General features: G+C 45.8%; 16 protein-coding genes. 10 read left to right on the top strand and 6 right to left on the bottom strand.

Features of this window, described 5'->3' with window-relative positions; genetic code table 11:
- The 7 genes from murB to RH86_RS12465 all read left to right on the top strand — a co-directional run.
- On the top strand, positions 1-983 hold a 983-nt coding region (murB, locus tag RH86_RS12495; protein WP_009386433.1), incomplete at its 5' end, for a UDP-N-acetylmuramate dehydrogenase.
- Positions 980-1,951 (top strand): bifunctional biotin--[acetyl-CoA-carboxylase] ligase/biotin operon repressor BirA, encoded by a 972-nt coding sequence (gene birA / locus RH86_RS12490; RefSeq protein ID WP_009386432.1) that lies wholly within the window; start codon positions 980-982, stop codon positions 1,949-1,951. The genes murB and birA, both read left to right, overlap by 4 nt.
- Positions 1,952-2,076: 125 nt before the next feature.
- A complete protein-coding gene (locus tag RH86_RS12485) occupies positions 2,077-2,427 on the top strand; it encodes a DUF3135 domain-containing protein (RefSeq protein ID WP_009386431.1) in 351 nt (116 codons plus the stop codon).
- A gap of 96 nt (positions 2,428-2,523) precedes the next feature.
- Positions 2,524-3,285 (top strand): Wzz/FepE/Etk N-terminal domain-containing protein, encoded by a 762-nt coding sequence (locus RH86_RS12480; RefSeq protein WP_009386430.1) that lies wholly within the window; start codon positions 2,524-2,526, stop codon positions 3,283-3,285.
- A 192-nt stretch (positions 3,286-3,477) separates the two neighbouring features.
- Positions 3,478-3,768: a co-chaperone GroES gene (locus tag RH86_RS12475; protein ID WP_009386428.1), complete on the top strand. Its 291-nt coding sequence runs from the start codon at positions 3,478-3,480 to the stop codon at positions 3,766-3,768.
- A 197-nt stretch (positions 3,769-3,965) separates the two neighbouring features.
- Positions 3,966-5,612, top strand: coding sequence for a chaperonin GroEL (groL, locus tag RH86_RS12470; RefSeq protein WP_009386427.1), 1,647 nt, complete (start codon positions 3,966-3,968; stop codon positions 5,610-5,612).
- Positions 5,613-5,941: 329 nt separating this feature from the next.
- Positions 5,942-7,339 carry a sensor domain-containing diguanylate cyclase gene (locus tag RH86_RS12465; protein ID WP_223296342.1) on the top strand — a complete coding sequence of 466 codons (1,398 nt, stop codon included), beginning with the start codon at positions 5,942-5,944 and terminating at the stop codon, positions 7,337-7,339.
- Between the two features lie 72 nt (positions 7,340-7,411).
- Here the strand turns inward: RH86_RS12465 and glpX are convergent, their stop codons facing one another.
- Positions 7,412-8,419, bottom strand: coding sequence for a class II fructose-bisphosphatase (glpX, locus tag RH86_RS12460; protein WP_009386425.1), 1,008 nt, complete (start codon positions 8,417-8,419; stop codon positions 7,412-7,414).
- A 313-nt stretch (positions 8,420-8,732) separates the two neighbouring features.
- On the opposite strand from glpX, the gene zapB reads away from it, so the two are divergent.
- The gene (zapB, locus tag RH86_RS12455; RefSeq protein WP_005593637.1) at positions 8,733-8,975 is read left to right on the top strand and encodes a cell division protein ZapB; all 243 of its coding nucleotides are present in this window, start codon (positions 8,733-8,735) and stop codon (positions 8,973-8,975) included.
- Between the two features lie 122 nt (positions 8,976-9,097).
- On the opposite strand, the gene metF is transcribed toward zapB, so the two are convergent.
- From metF to RH86_RS12440, 3 genes are all read right to left on the bottom strand, one after another.
- Positions 9,098-9,988: a methylenetetrahydrofolate reductase gene (gene metF / locus RH86_RS12450; protein ID WP_005593638.1), complete on the bottom strand. Its 891-nt coding sequence runs from the start codon at positions 9,986-9,988 to the stop codon at positions 9,098-9,100.
- Positions 9,989-10,284: 296 nt separating this feature from the next.
- On the bottom strand, positions 10,285-12,696 hold the full coding sequence (locus RH86_RS12445) for a bifunctional aspartate kinase/homoserine dehydrogenase II (protein ID WP_009386424.1): 2,412 nt from the start codon (positions 12,694-12,696) through the stop codon (positions 10,285-10,287).
- Positions 12,697-13,863, bottom strand: coding sequence for an O-succinylhomoserine (thiol)-lyase (locus RH86_RS12440; protein WP_009386423.1), 1,167 nt, complete (start codon positions 13,861-13,863; stop codon positions 12,697-12,699).
- A 241-nt stretch (positions 13,864-14,104) separates the two neighbouring features.
- Here RH86_RS12440 and metJ point away from each other — a divergent pair, with 241 nt between their 5' ends.
- Positions 14,105-14,422: a met regulon transcriptional regulator MetJ gene (metJ, locus tag RH86_RS12435; protein ID WP_005593642.1), complete on the top strand. Its 318-nt coding sequence runs from the start codon at positions 14,105-14,107 to the stop codon at positions 14,420-14,422.
- Between the two features lie 261 nt (positions 14,423-14,683).
- Here the strand turns inward: metJ and RH86_RS12430 are convergent, their stop codons facing one another.
- Together RH86_RS12430 and rpmE are read right to left on the bottom strand one after the other, a co-directional pair.
- Positions 14,684-15,958, bottom strand: coding sequence for a malic enzyme-like NAD(P)-binding protein (locus RH86_RS12430; RefSeq protein ID WP_009386422.1), 1,275 nt, complete (start codon positions 15,956-15,958; stop codon positions 14,684-14,686).
- A gap of 410 nt (positions 15,959-16,368) precedes the next feature.
- A complete protein-coding gene (gene rpmE / locus RH86_RS12425) occupies positions 16,369-16,587 on the bottom strand; it encodes a 50S ribosomal protein L31 (protein ID WP_005593644.1) in 219 nt (72 codons plus the stop codon).
- Positions 16,588-16,905: 318 nt separating this feature from the next.
- Here rpmE and priA point away from each other — a divergent pair, with 318 nt between their 5' ends.
- Positions 16,906-19,107: a primosomal protein N' gene (priA, locus tag RH86_RS12420; RefSeq protein ID WP_009386421.1), complete on the top strand. Its 2,202-nt coding sequence runs from the start codon at positions 16,906-16,908 to the stop codon at positions 19,105-19,107.
- Positions 19,108-19,298: the final 191 nt, after the last annotated feature.

The raw sequence follows: 19,298 nt of genomic DNA, 5'->3' as shown, positions 1-19,298 counted from the left end.
TTTCTTCAGTGGAAGATATTCAGCAGATATACCAAAATCCATCATGGTCGACATTGCCAAAATTGATGTTGGGTAAGGGCAGTAATATGCTTTTTACGGAGCATTTTTCCGGCGTGGTAATGATCAATCGCTTACAAGGTATTGAAGTGGTGGAGTCTGATTCTGCTTGGCATTTGCATGTTGCTGGCGGTGAGGATTGGCCAAACTTTGTAAAATGGTCGGTTGAACAAGGTTATGAAGGATTAGAAAATCTGGCATTGATTCCCGGCTGTGTCGGCTCAGCCCCGATTCAAAATATCGGCGCTTATGGCAAAGAGCTGAAAGATGTTTGTGAATATGTGGATGTGTTGGAGCTTGATGGCTTTACAACTAGCCGTATCCCAGCAGATGAGTGTGAATTTGGTTACCGAGATTCCATCTTCAAGCGTCAACTGTTTGAAAAAGTTATCATCATTGCGGTTGGCATCAAGCTCGAAAAAGCGTGGCAACCGCAGATTGAATATGGGCCTTTGAGAGCCTTTTCCGCTGAAACCGTCACTGCACAACAAATTTTTGAGCAAGTCTGCGCGGTGCGCAATGAAAAATTGCCAAACCCGGCTGTGACGGGAAATGCTGGTAGCTTTTTTAAAAACCCAGTGATTAATCAAGAGCAATACCAAACGCTATTGGCCGCTTTCCCTGATGTCGTCGCTTTTCAGGTTGATGAAGGGGTTAAATTGGCGGCAGGCTGGCTTATTGATCAGTGCGGTTTAAAAGGCTTTGAGCAAGGCGGCGCCCAAGTACATTCAAATCAAGCGCTAGTACTAGTGAATAAGCATCAAGCAACGGCGCAAGATGTGATCTTATTAGCTGACCATATTCGTCAAACCGTTTGGCGAAAATATGCCGTTGAGTTGGAACATGAAGTGCGTTTTATGGGCGCGCAGCATGAAACTAATTTGGTTGAGCTAAGAGGCTCACTTGTACAAGGTGCTGCGTCATGAAAGAGCATGCAATCAAGCTGACTATTTTAAATCAACTGGCTGACGGCAGTTTTCACTCAGGCGAAGCTCTGGGTGAAATGCTGGGGATCTCACGAGCGGCGGTAAGCAAGCATGTCAAAGGTATCCAAGCATGGGGTGTGGATATTTTTAGTGTGCAAGGTAAGGGCTACAAACTTTCTGAGCCAATGCAATTGCTTGATCAAGCATGGCTTCAATCGCAGGTTGAATCGCCAGTCGAATTAATACCGGTGATTGATTCAACCAATCAGTATCTGTTAGAGCGTATTAATAACCTGGAATCAGGTGCGGTGTGTCTTGCAGAATACCAAGCCAAGGGACGCGGGCGTCGTGGCCGTGAGTGGTTCTCACCATTTGGTAGCAACCTTTACCTTTCCATGTATTGGCGTTTAGAAGCCGGCATGGCCGGTGCGATGGGGCTCAGTTTAGTCGTTGGTGTGGCGATTGTTGAGGCTTTAGAGAAGCTAGGTATCGAAGGCATCAAGCTCAAATGGCCGAATGACCTCTATTACCAAGATAAAAAATTGGCCGGTATTTTGGTCGAAATGTCAGGTCAAGCCGGCGCAGCTGCACATCTTGTGATTGGTATGGGCATGAATCTGATGATGGCTAATCACGAACAAAGCGTCACGCAAAATATTAGCCAACCGTGGACATCTCTCTCTGATGTCACGCAAAGCGCTATCGACCGAAATCAATTGGCGGCGACCTTAATCAATACGTTGCAAAACGCATTAAATGAATACGAAATTACCGGCATGCATGGCTTTGTTGAGCGTTGGAATAGACTCGATAATTTTTTAGATCGTGAAATCAAACTTATCATGGGTAATCGAGAAGTGGCCGGACTCTCTCGCGGGATCAATGAGCAGGGCGCGGTGTTAATTGAGACTGCACAAGGATTAGAAACCTATATCGGCGGTGAAATTTCACTACGAGGCTTATCTTAGCGAGTTAAGCTGCTTTATCACCTTTAGAGTGCCGTCTTAAAAATAAGACAACCACACTACGCATCAACTTCACATATGAACTAGGCTCAATATTACATGGAGTGATTGAGATAGGTGAGGTTGCAATGAATCTACCAGCGCAGAAGCTACCGTCGTTTGATGAATTGGTTAAATTGGCTCAAGAAGATGAAGCCGCTTTTGAACAACTCAAGCGAGATAAATGCGAAGAGATGATCCAGTCGGCCTCACAGGACATGCAGCCAAGGCTTTGGGCTCAGCAAAGCCATATTGATCGTGTGGTTGGTCATTGTAAAAACCCTAATCATGTCAATGTGGTATTGATGCAAGAATTAATGAAGCAAGTGCAAAAGTTTCAACATTCTTTGCAAGGCGGCGAAGCGGCGAATGGCGACAAAATAAATGGCGAGAAACTGAACGTGGTTTCTATCTCTCAGCGATTTTCTGATTGGCGTTAATATATCGAGAGTAAAAATGTAAACGATTGATTGTGTTTGTGATACCCTTTTGCATTGGATTACATTTATTCGGCAACGTTGTCAAAAGGGATTACTGTGAGCAATCAAACTAACCAACCTCTCACTGCTCGTGAATCATTTCCACCACTTCCTAATTCTTACTATAAAAATGATGAAATAGATCTCAAAGAGCTATTTTTAGCGCTTTGGCAAGGGAAATGGATTGTTATCGCGTTGACCGCTATTTGTGCAATCCTTACGACAGTCTATGCTGTCAAGCAACCAAATGTTTATCAGGCTACGGCGACGTATGTTGTGAATAGTGATTTTGGAAACATGCAAGATATTAGAGCCCCACAGTTGCTTAGTAGTGTGAGCTTTAAGCAAACGCTGACAAATCAAGCAAATGTTAGTGTTGATGATATATCTAATGTATCGATTTCACTTGCAGGTGGTGTTGTGACTATCTCTGCAACTTCAACTGATCCAGTAGGTGTATTTAATGAAGTTAAATTAGTTTCTGACTACTTGAATACAACTTTAAAATTCAGAGAGTTAAAAAAATCAATTCCTTATGCCGACGTTACTGAAGAGGTTGGGCAGGATTTTGGTAGTAACAATATTGCGAGTGAAGCATTTGGTGCTATTGTTGCTCGACAGATTTACGAAAAAGCGTTACTTGAAAATGCTGAAACTCAAGTAATCTATGCTGTAAATTTACCAGTAAAACCAACCTCACACATTAAACCTAAACGTGCGTTAATCGTCGTACTAGGCACTATGCTGGGCGGCATGCTGGGCGTCGCTATCGTGCTTATCCGTTTTGCTTTTCGTCGTGAAGAACCAGTAGCTGAATAAGCTTTATTGGTTGGCTACATCGCTAAATGATATCTAAGGGCTCTTTCGAGCCCTTTTTGTTGTCTGTCTCACAAAAAAATCCCATCTCTGCCCTTGGTATTGCTGCACTTGCCCACATATCGTTATCACAAGGCTTTGAATCCTCTTCAAAGTAATTATCAAATAACATGAAAATTTCAGGAGAGACGACCGATGAACATTCGTCCATTACATGACCGAGTTATCGTAGAACGCCAAGAAGTTGAATCAAAATCTGCTGGTGGCATTGTATTAACGGGTTCTGCTGCGGAAAAATCAACTCGCGGCGTTATTCTAGCTGTTGGCAAAGGCCGCATCCTAGAAAACGGCACAGTGTTACCGTTGGACGTAAAAGTGGGTGATACGGTTATCTTCGCTGAAGGCTACGGCACTAAAACTGAAAAGATCGACGGTAAAGAAGTGTTGATCATGTCTGAAAACGACATCATAGCAATTGTTGAATAATAGCAATCATTGAGTAATTTTTTGCTCAGATTTGAAAATAATAGAGAGTTACCCCAAACGATTTGGAGTTTCAGGTAGGCGACCAGGGAGACAAGTTTCTGAGCATAGCTCTTTATGTGATGAAATTGTCGAATGCCAGTCAACACCGCTGAAAATTCAAATAGGACGGGGAAAGAATTTAGAAAAGGAAACTAAAGATGGCTGCTAAAGACGTTAAATTTGGTAATGACGCACGTATTAAAATGCTAGAAGGTGTCAACATTCTAGCTGACGCGGTAAAAGTAACATTGGGCCCTAAAGGCCGTAACGTAGTACTAGACAAATCATTTGGCTCACCAGTAATCACTAAAGATGGTGTATCTGTAGCGCGTGAAATTGAATTGGAAGATAAATTCCAAAACATGGGCGCACAAATGGTGAAAGAAGTGGCTTCTAAAGCGAATGACGCGGCGGGCGACGGTACGACTACCGCAACCGTACTTGCACAAGCAATCATCGCTGAAGGCCTAAAAGCCGTTGCTGCGGGTATGAACCCAATGGATCTTAAGCGCGGTATCGATAAAGCGGTTGTCGCAGCAGTCGAGCAGCTTAAAGAGCTTTCTGTTGAATGTAATGACACTAAAGCGATTGCTCAAGTGGGTACTATCTCAGCAAACTCAGATTCAACTGTCGGCAACATCATTGCAGAAGCAATGGAAAAAGTAGGTCGTGATGGCGTTATCACGGTTGAAGAAGGCCAAGCACTGCAAGATGAGCTTGATGTGGTTGAAGGTATGCAGTTTGACCGCGGTTACCTGTCACCTTACTTCATCAACAACCAAGAAGCGGGTTCTGTGGATCTAGAAAGCCCATTCATCCTGTTGGTTGATAAGAAAATTTCAAACATTCGCGAACTGCTACCAACACTAGAAGCTGTAGCAAAAGCATCACGTCCACTGCTTATTATTGCAGAAGATGTAGAAGGCGAAGCACTAGCAACGCTAGTGGTGAACAACATGCGTGGCATCGTGAAAGTTGCTGCTGTTAAAGCGCCTGGTTTTGGTGACCGTCGTAAAGCCATGCTACAAGATATCGCTATCCTAACTGGCGGTACGGTGATTTCAGAAGAGATCGGTCTAGATCTTGAGAAAGTAACGCTAGAAGACCTAGGTCAAGCGAAGCGCATTGCGATCACTAAAGAAAATACCACCATCATCGATGGTGCAGGTGAAGAAGCGATGATTCAAGGTCGCGTGACGCAAATTCGTCAACAGATTGAAGATGCAACTTCAGACTACGACAAAGAAAAACTGCAAGAGCGCGTAGCGAAATTAGCTGGTGGTGTTGCGGTAATCAAAGTTGGCGCAGCAACTGAAGTTGAAATGAAAGAGAAGAAAGACCGCGTAGAAGATGCACTACACGCAACTCGCGCAGCGGTTGAAGAAGGTGTGGTTGCTGGTGGTGGTGTGGCTCTTATCCGCGCAGCATCAAAAGTAGCGGGCCTTGAAGGTGACAACGAAGAGCAAAATGTCGGTATTCGTGTTGCTCTGCGTGCAATGGAAGCTCCAATTCGTCAAATCACTAAGAACGCTGGTGATGAAGAGTCAGTGGTTGCTAACAACGTTCGTGCTGGAGAAGGTAACTACGGTTACAACGCAGCAACGGGTGAATACGGCGACATGATTGAAATGGGTATCCTAGATCCAACTAAAGTAACTCGCTCTGCGCTTCAGTTCGCAGCATCGGTTGCGGGTCTAATGATCACGACTGAAGCGATGGTGACTGATCTACCACAAAAAGATAGCGCTGGTATGCCTGATATGGGTGGTATGGGCGGCATGGGTGGTATGGGCGGCATGATGTAATCATCGCTTCTCACCGACCAGATAGTGACTTTGATAAAACGGTTGAAGGTGATCGGAGATACGCATACACTCCCTACCTTCAACTGAAAGTGACTATTTCAGTGCAGATTGATAAAAAGCCGAAGCAATTGCTTCGGTTTTTTTTAGTGCTTGTAGCACGAAATTGAGGTTGCATATAACCTTGATTAGCAATAACTCAAATGAAACAATGAGTTATAAAGTGATATTCTAATTCCGTCATACTGAGTGATAAATAAGTGAATGCGTACGGTGAATTAGGGATTAGACGACAGCTTGTAGGGATCACTATACTCTTTTTGCTGGCATTTATGTTTCTGGTCGTAGATTCAGAAGATGAAGTCAGAAAAAGATACAGCAATGAAAAACAACGTGTTGAGCGGCTACTGGAAGATACAAACCAAGTTATCAACGCATTAGAGTACAGCATTACAGCGTTATACCCGCTGCAGAATGAACGATACGTCCTACCGCATACCATTCAGTTAAATGGAATCACTTGCAACTTTGGTGGCCAATCTCACCAAGGGCAAGATTATGACTTTATGTTTTCCGGCCCTGTGGAAATGTGCGATACCAACTCAGAGTTGTATGCGTTGGCGTATAAACGTATGTTCGTTGCTCCTTCAATGGCTTATTTTACCAAAACGATTAGCCATATTTCCGCCATCTACTTCATATCAAAAGATAAATTTATCATCTCGACCCCGAAAGCATTTGCTGAATCCATTGAAGGGGATGCCTTTGATGCTGTTATTAGCACGCGTCCATATTGGATTAACACCATGCAACACTTGCAGGATGATAAAGTGGTGTACACCGGAGATTATCAGGATTATATGACCGGGCGACGGGTCATCACGCTTACACGCGCGATATATGTTGACGGCGAGTTTAGAGGTGTATTGGCGATCGATAGCTATTTGGATGATTTGGTTGCCGATCGACATTCAAGCTACCGCCTAACACCCAAGCAAATGGAAAATGTGCCAGAAGCATTTGATTTTACTTGTTCTAACCCAGTGATAGTGAATAACCAAGCTACGGGGCTCTACCTCACGGTGAAAGAGTCGAATCTCACTCACTTAAAGTTGATCTTTCAAGCTGAGCAGAAGTCGTTCCTCACCCTATTTTTAGGGTTCGTGCTGTCTCTTTGTGTGATTTGGTTTCGTGATTCTCGCTCAACGCAAACGCGTTTACGATCGCTAGCGATGCGAGATCCAATGACTAACATGCTCAACCGCCGTGGTTTCGAGTTTTATCTGAAAGATATTGAGTTACAAAAACATTTTGCGTTAGTCGTCTTCGATATTGATGACTTTAAAGCGATCAATGACAGTTTAGGTCATGAAGCGGGGGATGAGGTAATTTGCGCCATTTCTGCTTTGCTCAGTACTAGCTTAAGGCAGTCAGATCTTATTGCACGCTTTGGTGGTGAAGAGTTTGTGATTGCGATTACGGGTGAATCTCACGAGCAGATACAATCGGTGGTTGAGCGGGTCCAGCGTGAAATCAGCACGACGATTAACTTATCGGATGGTCAACATGTCTCGGTGACAGCGACAGGTGGGGCTGCAGTCTATTTGTGCGATAATATTGATAGCCTTGAGTGGTTGTGGCAAGAGAAAGGGATTCGCCAAGCGGATGCGCTCTTATACCAAGCGAAAGTCGCGGGGAAAAACCGAGTGTTAGTGGGCGTAGGCTGTTAACCCGCTTACTGCCGTTACAAATAGAAAAGGATGGCAAAAGCCATCCTTTTTAGTTTCTAATTCGTGTAGCGATTACAGAATAATATCGCGTACTTCAGGATCTTTGCGCTCTAGATAGTGCGTTGATTTAATACGACGAATGGTACGGCAACGGCCACGAATCAGCAGTGTTTCCGTGGTTGCGATGTTGCCTTGGCGTGAAATGCCTTCAAGCAAATCGCCTTTGGTGATGCCGGTTGCTGAGAAAATAACATTGTCGCTACGCGCCATATCTTCCATCTTCAGCACAATGCCCGCTTCAACGCCCATCTCTTTACAGCGAGCAAGCTCAGCTGCGCCGTAGATGCGGTTTTCTTCGCTATCGCCTTTTACATCATGACGAGCCAGTAAGCGGCCATTCATATCACCATCAAGCGCGCGAATAACCGCAGCAGAAACTACACCCTCTGGTGCGCCACCAATACAGTACATCACATCCACTTCGCTATCTGGCATACAAGTAAGGATTGATGCCGCCACATCGCCATCTGGCACCGCGAATACGCGTACACCCATCGCTTGCATCTCAGCAATAACAGCGTCGTGGCGAGGTTTTGCTAGTGTTGTCACGACAAGGGTATCAAGTGGCTTATTCAGTGCTTTGGCAATATTCTCAAGGTTCTCTTTAAGTGGTTTATTTAGGTCAATACAACCTTTCGCGCCAGGGCCAACCACCAATTTTTCCATGTACATGTCAGGCGCTTTCAGGAAGCTGCCTTTTTCGCCTGCTGCCAGTACCGCCAGTGCGTTTGACTGGCCCATTGCCGTCATGCGAGTTCCTTCAATTGGGTCAACCGCGATATCAACCGCATCGCCGCCCACGCCAACTTGCTCACCAATATACAGCATTGGCGCATCATCAATTTCGCCTTCACCAATCACAATTTCACCGCTGATCTCAGTTTTATTGAGTAGGGTACGCATTACCTCAACAGCTGCGCCGTCGGCTGCGTTTTTATCGCCACGGCCTAGCCATTTGTAGCCAGCTAAAGCTGCCCCTTCAGTGACTCGAGAAAATGCCATTGCTAAATCGCGTTTCATGATGACTCCAATTAGTAAGAAGGAAGGATGATTCAATTTCGGCGCGATTTTATCACAACCAATAGTAAACGTTTGCTTTTTTGCCGCATCGGGATTGAACTCGATCAATAAAGCACAGTAAAGTGGTATCAGAGCGGGAGAAATTGCGTTGCCGAGCGGTTAACGTTAGGTAAATGTCAATATGTGGTGAAACTTTGAGCGAATGACGCAAAATATCAAATATAGCGCGTGTTTATCCATCCAGTGCTGAGTAGAATGAAGGCAATACGTGAAGCGAGCTTCACCTCAATCGAACAAACAAAGGTAGGCTAAGATGTCTTTTGAAGTACTAGAACAACTAGAAGCAAAAATTCAAACTGCAGTAGATACAATTTCACTTCTTCAAATGGAAGTAGAAGAGCTTAAAGAAGAAAAAGAGCAATTGGCTTCAGAAGCAAGTGAACTACGCGCTAACCGTGAAGAGCTAGAGCAAAAAGCAGCCGCAATGCAACAAGAGCATTCAGCATGGCAAGATCGTATCCGTAACCTACTAGGTAAAATGGACGACGTAGAGTAATTTCGCGATTACTGACTGTGTAAATCATTCTGCGTGAATGGTTACAAAGCGAATTTAAATGAAAAAGGCAGCCTAACTAGGCAGCCTTTTTTACATCTGGGCGATTTATTCACTTAGGCAAATTAAGCTTGTGGACGCACACCCAGCGTATGGCATAACGCGTAAGTCATTTCAGCGCGGTTTAAGGTGTAGAAGTGGAAATCTTTTACGCCTTCACGGCTTAGGATGCGCACCATATCAAGCGCTTGGCTGGCACCAACCAGTTGGCGCGTGGTAGGGTCATCATCCAAACCTTCAAATTGCTTTGCCATCCAGCCCGGCACTTTGACATGGTTTTGCGCCGCAAAGCGCGATGCTTGATTGAAGTTAGAAACAGGCAAGATGCCCGGTACAATCTCCACATCAATGCCCGCCGCAACACAGCGATCGCGGAAGCGCAGGTAGCTCTCTACATCGAAGAAGAACTGAGTAATAGCACGGCTAGCGCCCGCATCGACTTTACGCTTGAGGTTAAGCAGATCAGCTTGGGCACTTTTGGCTTCTGGGTGAACTTCTGGAAACGCAGCGACTGAAATATCAAAGTCGTGACGAGATTTCAGTAGTTCGACCAAGTCTGAGGCATACATATCAGGAGCGCCGCCGCCAGGGGGAATATCACCACGTAGCGCGACGATGCTTTCAATACCATTTGCCCAGTAATCATCCGCGATTTGGACCAGTTCTTGGCGTGAAGCATCAATACAAGTGAGGTGAGGGGCTGCGATTAAGCCTGTTTCCGCTTTGATCTCTTTGATGATTGAGTGAGTACGGTCGCGCTCACCTGAGTTAGCACCATAGGTTACCGAGACAAATTTAGGCTTGAGGTTTTTAAGACGGTGTACAGAGTTCCACAAGGTTTCTTCCATTTTTTCACTGCTTGGTGGAAAAAACTCAAAGGACACATTGATGTTGTCAGATAGTTCAGCGACATTCTGATTCAAAGCGTCGATATGACTGGCGTGCGTGTATCCCATCTTGCTCTCCCTGTGGCTACCATTGCCACCCTCTAAATAAAATCCATTTTTGACGTTTAGACGTCTATATGTCCACAGAATGAATTGAATGTAAGTTAATGTCAACAAACTGAGTATGAAATTTTTTCAACTTCACAATTAGACATCTTCAACTTAACAAAGATAACGTGAATTGACGAGCGCTAAGAAATAAAAAGCTGACGACAAAAAGAAGCAGTAAAAGCAGAAGGTTAACAGAGGCGTAGGCCGAGAATAGAAAATAATGGCGCCGGAGAAAGCCTACGACGCCATATTGATTACAGTTGGCTAGACAATAAATTCAAATCCGATTGAATGGCACCAGCCGTTACTTCTCGCCCAGCACCAGGGCCTCGAATCACCAATGGATTGTCTTTGTACCATTTACTTTCTATGGCAAAGATGTTGTCACACGGTAGCAGGTTAGCCAAAGCATGCTCTTTGGCTAGCGCTTCAACGCCAACGGTGGCTTTGCCATTTTTTTCTAAACGCGCGACGTAGCGTAATACCTTATCTTCACGTTGCGCCTTCTCTAACCTTTCGGCTAAGCGCTCGCTAAGCAATTGGCCTTTATCGAGAAAGTCATCCAGTGGCAGTTCGGCGAGCTCTTCTGGCACTAGGCTTTCCACTTTGACGGCTTCAGGTTCTAGAGACAGACCAGACTCACGCGCGAGAATCACCAATTTACGCATCACATCCGAACCATCGAGATCATGGCGCGGGTCAGGCTCAGTCAGGCCTTGTTGCCACGCGAGATCAACCAATTCAGCAAATGGCACTTGGCCATCGTATTGTTGGAATAGCCAAGAGAGAGTACCGGAGAAAATCCCAGACAGCGCGACAATTTCATCGCCACTTTCACGTAAATCACGCACAGTGTGGTTGATTGGTAAGCCAGCACCAACCGTTGCATTGTAGAGCCAGTGGCGATTGATCTTAGCAAAGGCATCTTGCACTTTATGGTAGTACTCGCTAGAAGCTGAACCCGCCACCTTGTTGGCTGAGATCAGGTGCATTCCTTGCTCGGCAATCTCAACATAGCGCTCGGCCAGTTCTTGGCTTGCAGTGACATCCAGTACTACCGCGTCATCATAACCTTGAATCGCACCAAGTTGAGCTATCCACTCACCACCTTGATAAGGGACAGACTCGTCATCAAAGCGTTGGTTCGCACTTGCCGCATCGATACCTTGTGGATTGAACCAGTAGGTTTGACTATCAATGACCGCGACCAGCTCAAAGTTCATTCCACGGCGTTTTTCTAATTCGATTTTTTGCTCAGCAAACAGATCCAGCCAACGGCTGCCAATATTACCTTTACCACATAGGGCTATCGCAACCCGTTTTTGCGCTTGGAACAGTTGCTTATGGATACCTTGAACTAAATCTTCGGTAGAGGTTTTACGCAGTATCGCGACTAAGCTAAGGCCTGAAGCGGATTCGCAAATAAATTCAACCGGTGCATTTTTAAGTTGTTGATAAAATCCGTAGCAGTGATTGGCATTTTTGGTTACGCCTGCACCGACAGCGGCAACCATCGAAAAGCCTTCTTTGAGTTTGATTTCCGCTTCTGTCGCCACATCTTGCAGATGACGCAATGCGCCGCCAGCAATTTCAGCGGTATAAGCTAAAAACAGGCTGTGTTGATCGTCTTGCGCCTCAAACGCCAGTGGTTCGAGCTGAGCACGCTTTAAACTGGCTAAGGTTTCTTTATGTAGGCGACCAAAGTCATGACCGGAAGCAAAATTGAGCTGAATCAGCATTACATCATCAAGGGAAGAGACAATCTTTGCTCCGCGACCTGATGCGAGCACACGCTCAATACGGGTTGAACCTGATTCTGGCTGATAGCTGCAACGCAGATGACAATCCATCGCACTTTGTGCGACAGGTTGTAGGGTACGGCTATGCAACACTGGCGCCGCTAAGCGAGCTAATTCGCTGGCTTCATCAAGGCGCAGCAATGGTAATAAACAAGCATCGGAGATAAGACGCGGGTCAGCGCTATAAACGCCTGCCACATCACTCCAGATGGTAACGCGTGAAACTTGCGCCAAGGCCCCAATCACGGTGGCGGAATAGTCTGAACCATTACGACCAAGCAATACGGTATCACCGTGATGATCTTGCGCCATAAAGCCAGTGATCACGATACGATGATGGGCGTGTTGTGCTAATACTGCTTTAAGTAAAGGGTAAGACGCGCCGCGGTCCACTTCCGGTTGCGTGCCCGCTTCCGCGCGTAAAAAAGCACGTGCATCTTGGGCGCGTGCTGGCAGTTTTTGTTGGTTAAGTAGCGCGGCTAGCAGGCGAGATGACCATACTTCACCATGGCCTAATACTGCCGCTTGTGCCGCTTCGCTTAGTGGCGCGGTTAACTCGCCTAATGTGCTGATCTCATCATTAAGCTCAGCTAATAATGTCTCTTTTACTTCATCAGTGATCAGCTCATCGATGAGATTGGTTTGAAACTGTTTGAGGTTTTGCAGAGCTTCATGAGCTAAACGACCATCTTTATTGAGCCCTTCTAAAAACTCAATCAGACGGTTGGTGGTTTTGCCCGCCGCAGACACCACCACCAAGTCTTCGGTGGACGAGTACTCTTTTAGAATATCGACCACACGTCGATAGCATTCTGGATCCGCTAAGCTACTGCCACCAAATTTATGCAGTTGGCGCTCTACGCTCATTTAATGATCCTCCAGAATCACGTTAAAGGCTTGCTCTAAATCGTCAATCAGATCTTGTGGGTCTTCTAAGCCTACCGATAAACGCAATAATTGTTGTGATACGCCTGCTTCAGCCAGTGCGGCTTCACCCATCGCACGGTGAGTCATTGAGGCTGGGTGACAAATCAAACTCTCTACACCGCCAAGAGATTCTGCGAGTGAGAAGAGCTGTAAAGCGCCAACGAAGATTTTGAGCTGCTCAAAACTGCCTGCAAATTCAAAACTCAGCATCGAACCAAAGCCTGATTGTTGCTTGAGAGCAATTTCGTGACCAGGATGTTCCGGCAAGCTAGGGTGATAAATACGCTCAATCAGCGAGTGCGTTTTCAGATAGTCGAGAATCTGTGTTGCGCCTTCTTCATGGCTGCGCATACGTGCACCGAGTGTACGTATGCCACGTAGAGTCATATAGCTATCAAAAGGTGTGCCGGTTGCACCAATACAGTTACCCCACCAGGCAAGATCTTCTGCATGTTGCTCAGTTTTGGTGATCACCACGCCGCCGATCACATCGGAGTGGCCATTAATAAATTTGGTAGTGGAGTGGATAACAAAGTCTGCGCCCAGTTCGAGAGGCTTTTGGTACACTGGTGTCAAAAAGGTATTATCGACGGCAACCAAGGTATCTACTTGATGAGCTTGCTGGCACACTTGAGCAATGTCGACTACGCGTACTAACGGGTTAGATGGTGTTTCAATCAGCAATAATTTTGGCTTTTGGGCTAAAGCTTCTGCGAGTGCTTGCGGATCGGACTGGTCGACAAACAGGACTTTAAAATCACCCTTTTGCGCACGTGTATTAAACAGTCGGTAGGTGCCGCCATAACAATCGTGCGGGGCAACAATCAGATCATCAGGGCCAAGAAAGGTTGTCACCCACAAATTCAAAGCGGATGTACCACAGTTGGTTACTACCGCGCCTTTGCCGGATTCAAGCTCGAACAAAGTTTGTTCTAATAAACCGCGATTTGGATTACCAGAACGGGTATAATCGTACTTAGGGACATCACCAAAAGCTGGGAAACCATAATTGGTCGACAGGTAGATCGGTGGAACTACCGCGTGGTGTTGCGTGTCGGACTCAATGCCAGTGCGAACGGCGATAGTGGCTGGTTTGCGGGTGCTCATATGTGTTTCCTTCCGAACAATATTAACTTGTCAGTACGAATAGGTTGATCAGTTGGCAATGCTCTTTTTCCTCGAGTTATTGCTTGATACAACGCATTCACAATCCATTTACTCTACTTTACTTCTCATTTTTTGAGCCGTCAATACATCCAGACGTCTATATGTCTTTGCTTGTAGCCTTAAAAGCCGCTAAAATTACGGATAGCAAAATTTAAATCTAACTACAATGTGAAGGTGCGCAATGGCAGACTGGAATGGCGAATACATAAGTCCATACGCTGAACATGGAAAGAAAAGCGAACAAGTAAAAAAAATTACCGTTTCAATTCCATTAAAAGTATTGAAGGTCTTAACTGATGAGCGTACTCGCCGTCAGATCAATAACCTACGCCATGCTACAAACAGTGAGCTACTTTGCGAGGCATTTTTGCATGCTTACACAGGTCAGCCGCTACCAACGGATGAAGATTTAAGAAAAGATCGTCCAGATGATATTCCAACGGAAGCCAAGCAATTGATGACCGCGATGGGCATCGAGTTTGAAGCTTTTGATGACTAATCTTGTTCTTGTTGGAGCGAGCACCATTCCAACCAGAAAGAAAAAAACCGCAGTTTAACTGCGGTTTTTTGTTTTTAGTGAAAAAGATTTGAGAATCGAGATCATCACCTTTAGCCTTTCTCGCTTCTCGCTTCTCGCTTCTCGCTTCTCGCTTCTCGCTTCTCGCTTCTCGCTTCTCGCTTCTCGCTTCTCGCTTCTCGCTTCTCGCTTCTCGCTTCTCGCTTCTCGCTTCTCGCTTCTCGCTTCTCGCTTCTCGCTTCTCTAGCCCATATACCCTTCAGGCATCTCAATACGCGCGACACCCGAATCAACCGCCGCTTGAGCAACCGCTTTAGCCACGCGAGGCAGTAGGCGAGGGTCCATTGGTTTTGGAATGATGTAGCTTGAACTAAATTCCAAAGATTCGACACCCGCCGCTTTAAGTACTTCAACCGGTACAGGTTCTTTCGCGAGTTGGCGAATTGCCTCTACCGCGGCCAATTTCATTTCATCATTAATTTCACTGGCGCGTACATCTAAGGCACCGCGGAAAATAAATGGGAAACACAGTACGTTATTGACTTGGTTCGGGTAGTCACTACGGCCCGTACCCATGATTAAATCATCACGCACTTGATGCGCCAGTTCCGGTTTAATTTCCGGGTCAGGGTTAGAGCAGGCAAAGACGATTGGCTTATCCGCCATCAGTTTTAGCGCTTCAGGCGGGAGCAGGTTGGGGCCTGATACGCCAAGGAACAGATCGGCGCCTTCAATCACATCTTCTAACGTACGTTTATCAGTGTTATTGGCAAACAGCTTTTTATATTCGTTCAAATCATCACGACGAGTGTGGATCACGCCTTTACGATCCAACATGTAGATTTTTTCGCGCATCGCACCACATTTGATCAGTAGCTCCATACACGCAACCGCAGCCGCGCCAGCGCCCAAACAAACGATGGTCGCATCTTCGAGCTTTTTGCCTTGCAGTTCAACAGCGTTCAACATGCCTGCTGCGGTAACAATTGCCGTACCGTGCTGGTCATCATGGAAGACGGGTACATCACAACGTTCAATCAACTGCTTTTCAATTTCAAAACAGTCTGGCGCTTTAATGTCTTCTAGGTTGATGCCACCAAAGGTATCGGCGATGTTTGCTACCGTATCAACAAACTCTTCAATCGTGCGGTGTTTGACTTCAATATCAATCGAATCTAAGCCAGCAAAGCGTTTGAAGAGCAGCGCTTTACCTTCCATAACAGGCTTTGATGCCAAAGGACCAAGATTACCTAAACCAAGAATCGCCGTGCCGTTTGAGATCACCGCGACCATGTTGCCTTTTGCTGTGTACTTATAAACGTTATCTGGATTTTGCGCGATTTCACGCACAGGTTCTGCCACACCAGGGCTATAGGCTAGGGCAAGATCTAAAGCCGTTTCCGCCGGTTTGGTGAGTTCAACTGCAATTTTACCCGCCGTAGGTAGGGCGTGATAATCCAAAGCTTGTTGGCGGAACTGTTCTTCAGCGGTTAACTCTTGGGAATGGTCATCTGACATAAGGCTAGGCTCTCTTTTTTGTATTGATATCAATCAACATAAGTCTTTGCTCATTCTTGCTGATTAAAATCGCTGATAACGTCGTTACAGATTTTGTAATTAGAATAACTAGTTAACTGCAATCCGTGCCTAGTTCTAAGCGATTTTTCTTGCGCAAATTTCTGACTACTTACTTATCCTGATTGATATGATTCTTTCGCACTAATTGTTAAGCAAAAGTTATTCTAGAGGAAGCAAGTCAAGCTGCATAGCGAGGATTGCGATTGATATTGCTATTGTAGGCCGATTGTTAGCTGATAAGACCAGATCGATCACAAAATGCTAAAGAGAGAGTGTGATAAGAGGCAAATGAGAGGCAATAAAAAAGGACGCCTAAGCGTCCTTTTTTCAATTTAGTATCAAAGCAGAAATTACTTCTTGCTTGATAGTGCACCGAAGCGCTTGTTGAAGCGATCAACACGGCCGCCTGTATCTACGATACGTTGCTTACCAGTGTAGAATGGGTGACATTTGTCACATACGTCTAGGTGGATAGACTCTTTAGCTAGAGTTGAGTTGAACTCAAAAGAGTTACCGCAAGAACAAGTAGCGCTTACTGCTTTGTATTCTGGGTGGATACCAGCTTTCATGGGAGAACCTCAAATAGGCCGTGTCGCTATCCGAATCTAAGCCGGACACCACACGTGGTTAATAAAAAAATTTCGCTCTACCGCTTAATGAATAAATCACCGAGCCATAGTGCTAAGGCGCAGTATAGTAATGAATCCTCGATTGAGGATCAACTGATTTACCCAAATAAACGCTACTTTTTTCACCAATGACGAGCAGTTTAACATCCATACTCTTATTTGCCCTGAACGGGTGTGCCTTGGGCTTAAAATAGAATCGCTGCGGGTTTTGCTTTAGACTGTTGAGCGTGTACTTCTAACTCATGCTGCTAAATCTATATGCGCCCAACTATTGCTCGAGTGGCCTTGCCCGTTCCACTGGATAAGCAATTCGATTACTTAATCCCTAGCCACCTATTTCCGATTATTGGTGGGCGTGTTGCTGTGCCATTTGGCCGCCAATCCTTAATTGGTATTGTCACTGAGTTAATCAATCAATCTCAGTTTACTCAAAGCCAACTCAAACCGATTAAACAAGTGCTTGATCAGCAGCCCGTTTGGCCTGAATCGCTTTATCAGCTACTTAAATGGTGCAGTCTGTTTTATCAGCATCCACTGGGCGAAACCTTGGCTAACGCGATGCCGTCTGCACTGCGCAAAGGCAAAGCGGCAGATTTCTCGACGCTGGTGGAATGGCAGTTAACGGAGCAGGGCAAGAATCAGTTGATGCAAGGTCTTGGCCGAGCGGTAAAGCAAGAGCAAGCTATGCGCGCTTTACAATATGGCGCGGTCTCTCATCAGCAACTGCTTGATCAAGACATCAACAGTACAGTCCTGAAAAACCTGCTGGAAAAAGGTTGGGTTGAGTCGATTGAGAAAAAGCCGACCATTCACGCTTGGCCGCGCGAGATTGAAGCACAAGTTGATAAACCAAAATTAAACCAAGAGCAGGCGGTCGCGATCGCCACCGTAAATAGCTCGGATGGTTTTGCTTGTTACCTATTAGAAGGGGTGACGGGATCGGGGAAAACCGAGGTTTATCTCAACCTGATCAAGCCAGTACTCGAAGCGGGTAAACAAGCCTTGGTTTTAGTGCCTGAAATAGGCTTAACACCACAAACTATCAACCGTTTTCGTAAGCGTTTTAATGTGCCTGTTGAAGTTATCCATTCTGGCTTGAATGAAACTGAGCGCCTGAATGCGTGGTTGTCGGCACGTGATAAAGCGGCGGGGATTGTGATTGGTACGCGCTCGGCGCTGCTAACACCGTTTGCCGATCTCGGCATTATTATTGTCGATGAAGAGCATGACTCTTCTTATAAACAGCAAGACAGCCTGCGCTACCATGCGCGCGATGTGGCGGTAATGCGTGCCAACAAAGCGCAGATTCCGATTGTCTTGGGTTCAGCAACGCCGGCATTAGAGACCTTACATAATGCCTTGACGGGTAAGTACCATTATTTGCAATTAACCCAACGTGCTGGCAGTGCGAAACCGACCACCAATAAAGTGCTGGATGTGAAAGGACTGTATTTGGAAAGTGGCTTATCGGCCCCGTTGATTGCAGAGATGCGTAAGCACCTTTCAGCCGGGAATCAGGTGATGTTGTTTCTTAATCGTCGCGGTTTTTCTCCTGCCTTGATGTGTCATGAATGTGGCTGGATTGCAGAGTGTAAACGTTGTGATGCCTACTATACCTATCACCAATACAGCAACGAAATTCGCTGCCATCACTGTGGCTCGCAACAACCGATTATTCATCAGTGTCAGGGTTGTGGCTCGACCAATTTGGTGACGGTTGGGGTAGGGACTGAGCAGCTAGAAGGGCAGCTCAGCCAGCTGTTTCCAGAGTACAAGGCGATTCGCATTGATCGTGATAGCACTCGGCGGAAAGGCAGCTTAGAAAGTGCCTTGAGCGCGATTCGTAAAGGTGAATATCAAATTTTGATTGGTACGCAGATGCTTGCCAAAGGTCACCATTTTCCTGATGTCACTTTGGTCGCATTGCTTGATGTGGATGGTTCACTGTACAGTAGTGACTTTCGTGCATCAGAGCGTTTGGCACAATTGTTTATTCAGGTGGCGGGTCGAGCTGGGCGAGCCAGTAAGCCGGGTGAGGTGATTTTACAAACCCATCATCCTGAGCACACTTTGCTTCAAGCGCTGTTGAATCAAAGCTATGGGCATTTTGCTCAAACCGCATTGCAAGAGCGAAAGATGGCAATGTTACCGCCTTATACCTATTTAACCTTGCTGCGTGCTGAGGCCAATAATAGTCAGGTGGTGGAGTCATTTTTACGCCAGGTCCGCTATACCTTGGAAGCGCATCCATTATTCGATGACACTTGCCAAGTGCTTGGCCCAACCCCTGCGCCTTTGGCCAAGAAAGCGGGTAAATATCGTTGGCAACTGTTATTGCAGACACAAACGCGGCCATTAATGCAGCGACTATTGATGAGTGCCAAACCGGCTATTGAGTTGTTACCTGATAGCAAAAAAGTACGTTGGTCGCTAGATATAGAACCGCAAGATTTAAGCTAGCGTTCAGTTTACAATGTCACGTACGTTGAATGAGAACGTAATTTTGTGACGTAAATCTCTATCTCGGGTTGGGTTTTGTTAAATCTCCCGTAACTTTATAGCGTGAAATAAATAAACTAGTAGCTGACGCTTTACGCACCTTAGTGAATAACAAGGTAATCGATTGCGCATCGTCAGTGAGAAATGATAGA

Source organism: Vibrio sp. N418 (assembly GCF_000222565.1).
Taxonomy (GTDB): Bacteria; Pseudomonadota; Gammaproteobacteria; order Enterobacterales; family Vibrionaceae; genus Vibrio; species Vibrio scophthalmi.
Note: the sequence above shows the minus strand (reverse complement) of the source record. Positions and strands in the feature narration are given on the sequence as shown.

Coding starts and splice junctions, on each gene's coding strand:
- birA (WP_009386432.1), top strand. CDS start 980: ATGAAAGAGCATGCAATCAAGCTGACTATTTTAAATCAACTGGCTGAC.
- RH86_RS12485 (WP_009386431.1), top strand. CDS start 2,077: ATGAATCTACCAGCGCAGAAGCTACCGTCGTTTGATGAATTGGTTAAA.
- RH86_RS12475 (WP_009386428.1), top strand. CDS start 3,478: ATGAACATTCGTCCATTACATGACCGAGTTATCGTAGAACGCCAAGAA.
- groL (WP_009386427.1), top strand. CDS start 3,966: ATGGCTGCTAAAGACGTTAAATTTGGTAATGACGCACGTATTAAAATG.
- RH86_RS12465 (WP_223296342.1), top strand. CDS start 5,942: ATGTTTCTGGTCGTAGATTCAGAAGATGAAGTCAGAAAAAGATACAGC.
- glpX (WP_009386425.1), bottom strand. CDS start 8,419: ATGAAACGCGATTTAGCAATGGCATTTTCTCGAGTCACTGAAGGGGCA.
- zapB (WP_005593637.1), top strand. CDS start 8,733: ATGTCTTTTGAAGTACTAGAACAACTAGAAGCAAAAATTCAAACTGCA.
- metF (WP_005593638.1), bottom strand. CDS start 9,988: ATGGGATACACGCACGCCAGTCATATCGACGCTTTGAATCAGAATGTC.
- RH86_RS12445 (WP_009386424.1), bottom strand. CDS start 12,696: ATGAGCGTAGAGCGCCAACTGCATAAATTTGGTGGCAGTAGCTTAGCG.
- RH86_RS12440 (WP_009386423.1), bottom strand. CDS start 13,863: ATGAGCACCCGCAAACCAGCCACTATCGCCGTTCGCACTGGCATTGAG.
- metJ (WP_005593642.1), top strand. CDS start 14,105: ATGGCAGACTGGAATGGCGAATACATAAGTCCATACGCTGAACATGGA.
- RH86_RS12430 (WP_009386422.1), bottom strand. CDS start 15,958: ATGTCAGATGACCATTCCCAAGAGTTAACCGCTGAAGAACAGTTCCGC.
- rpmE (WP_005593644.1), bottom strand. CDS start 16,587: ATGAAAGCTGGTATCCACCCAGAATACAAAGCAGTAAGCGCTACTTGT.
- priA (WP_009386421.1), top strand. CDS start 16,906: ATGCGCCCAACTATTGCTCGAGTGGCCTTGCCCGTTCCACTGGATAAG.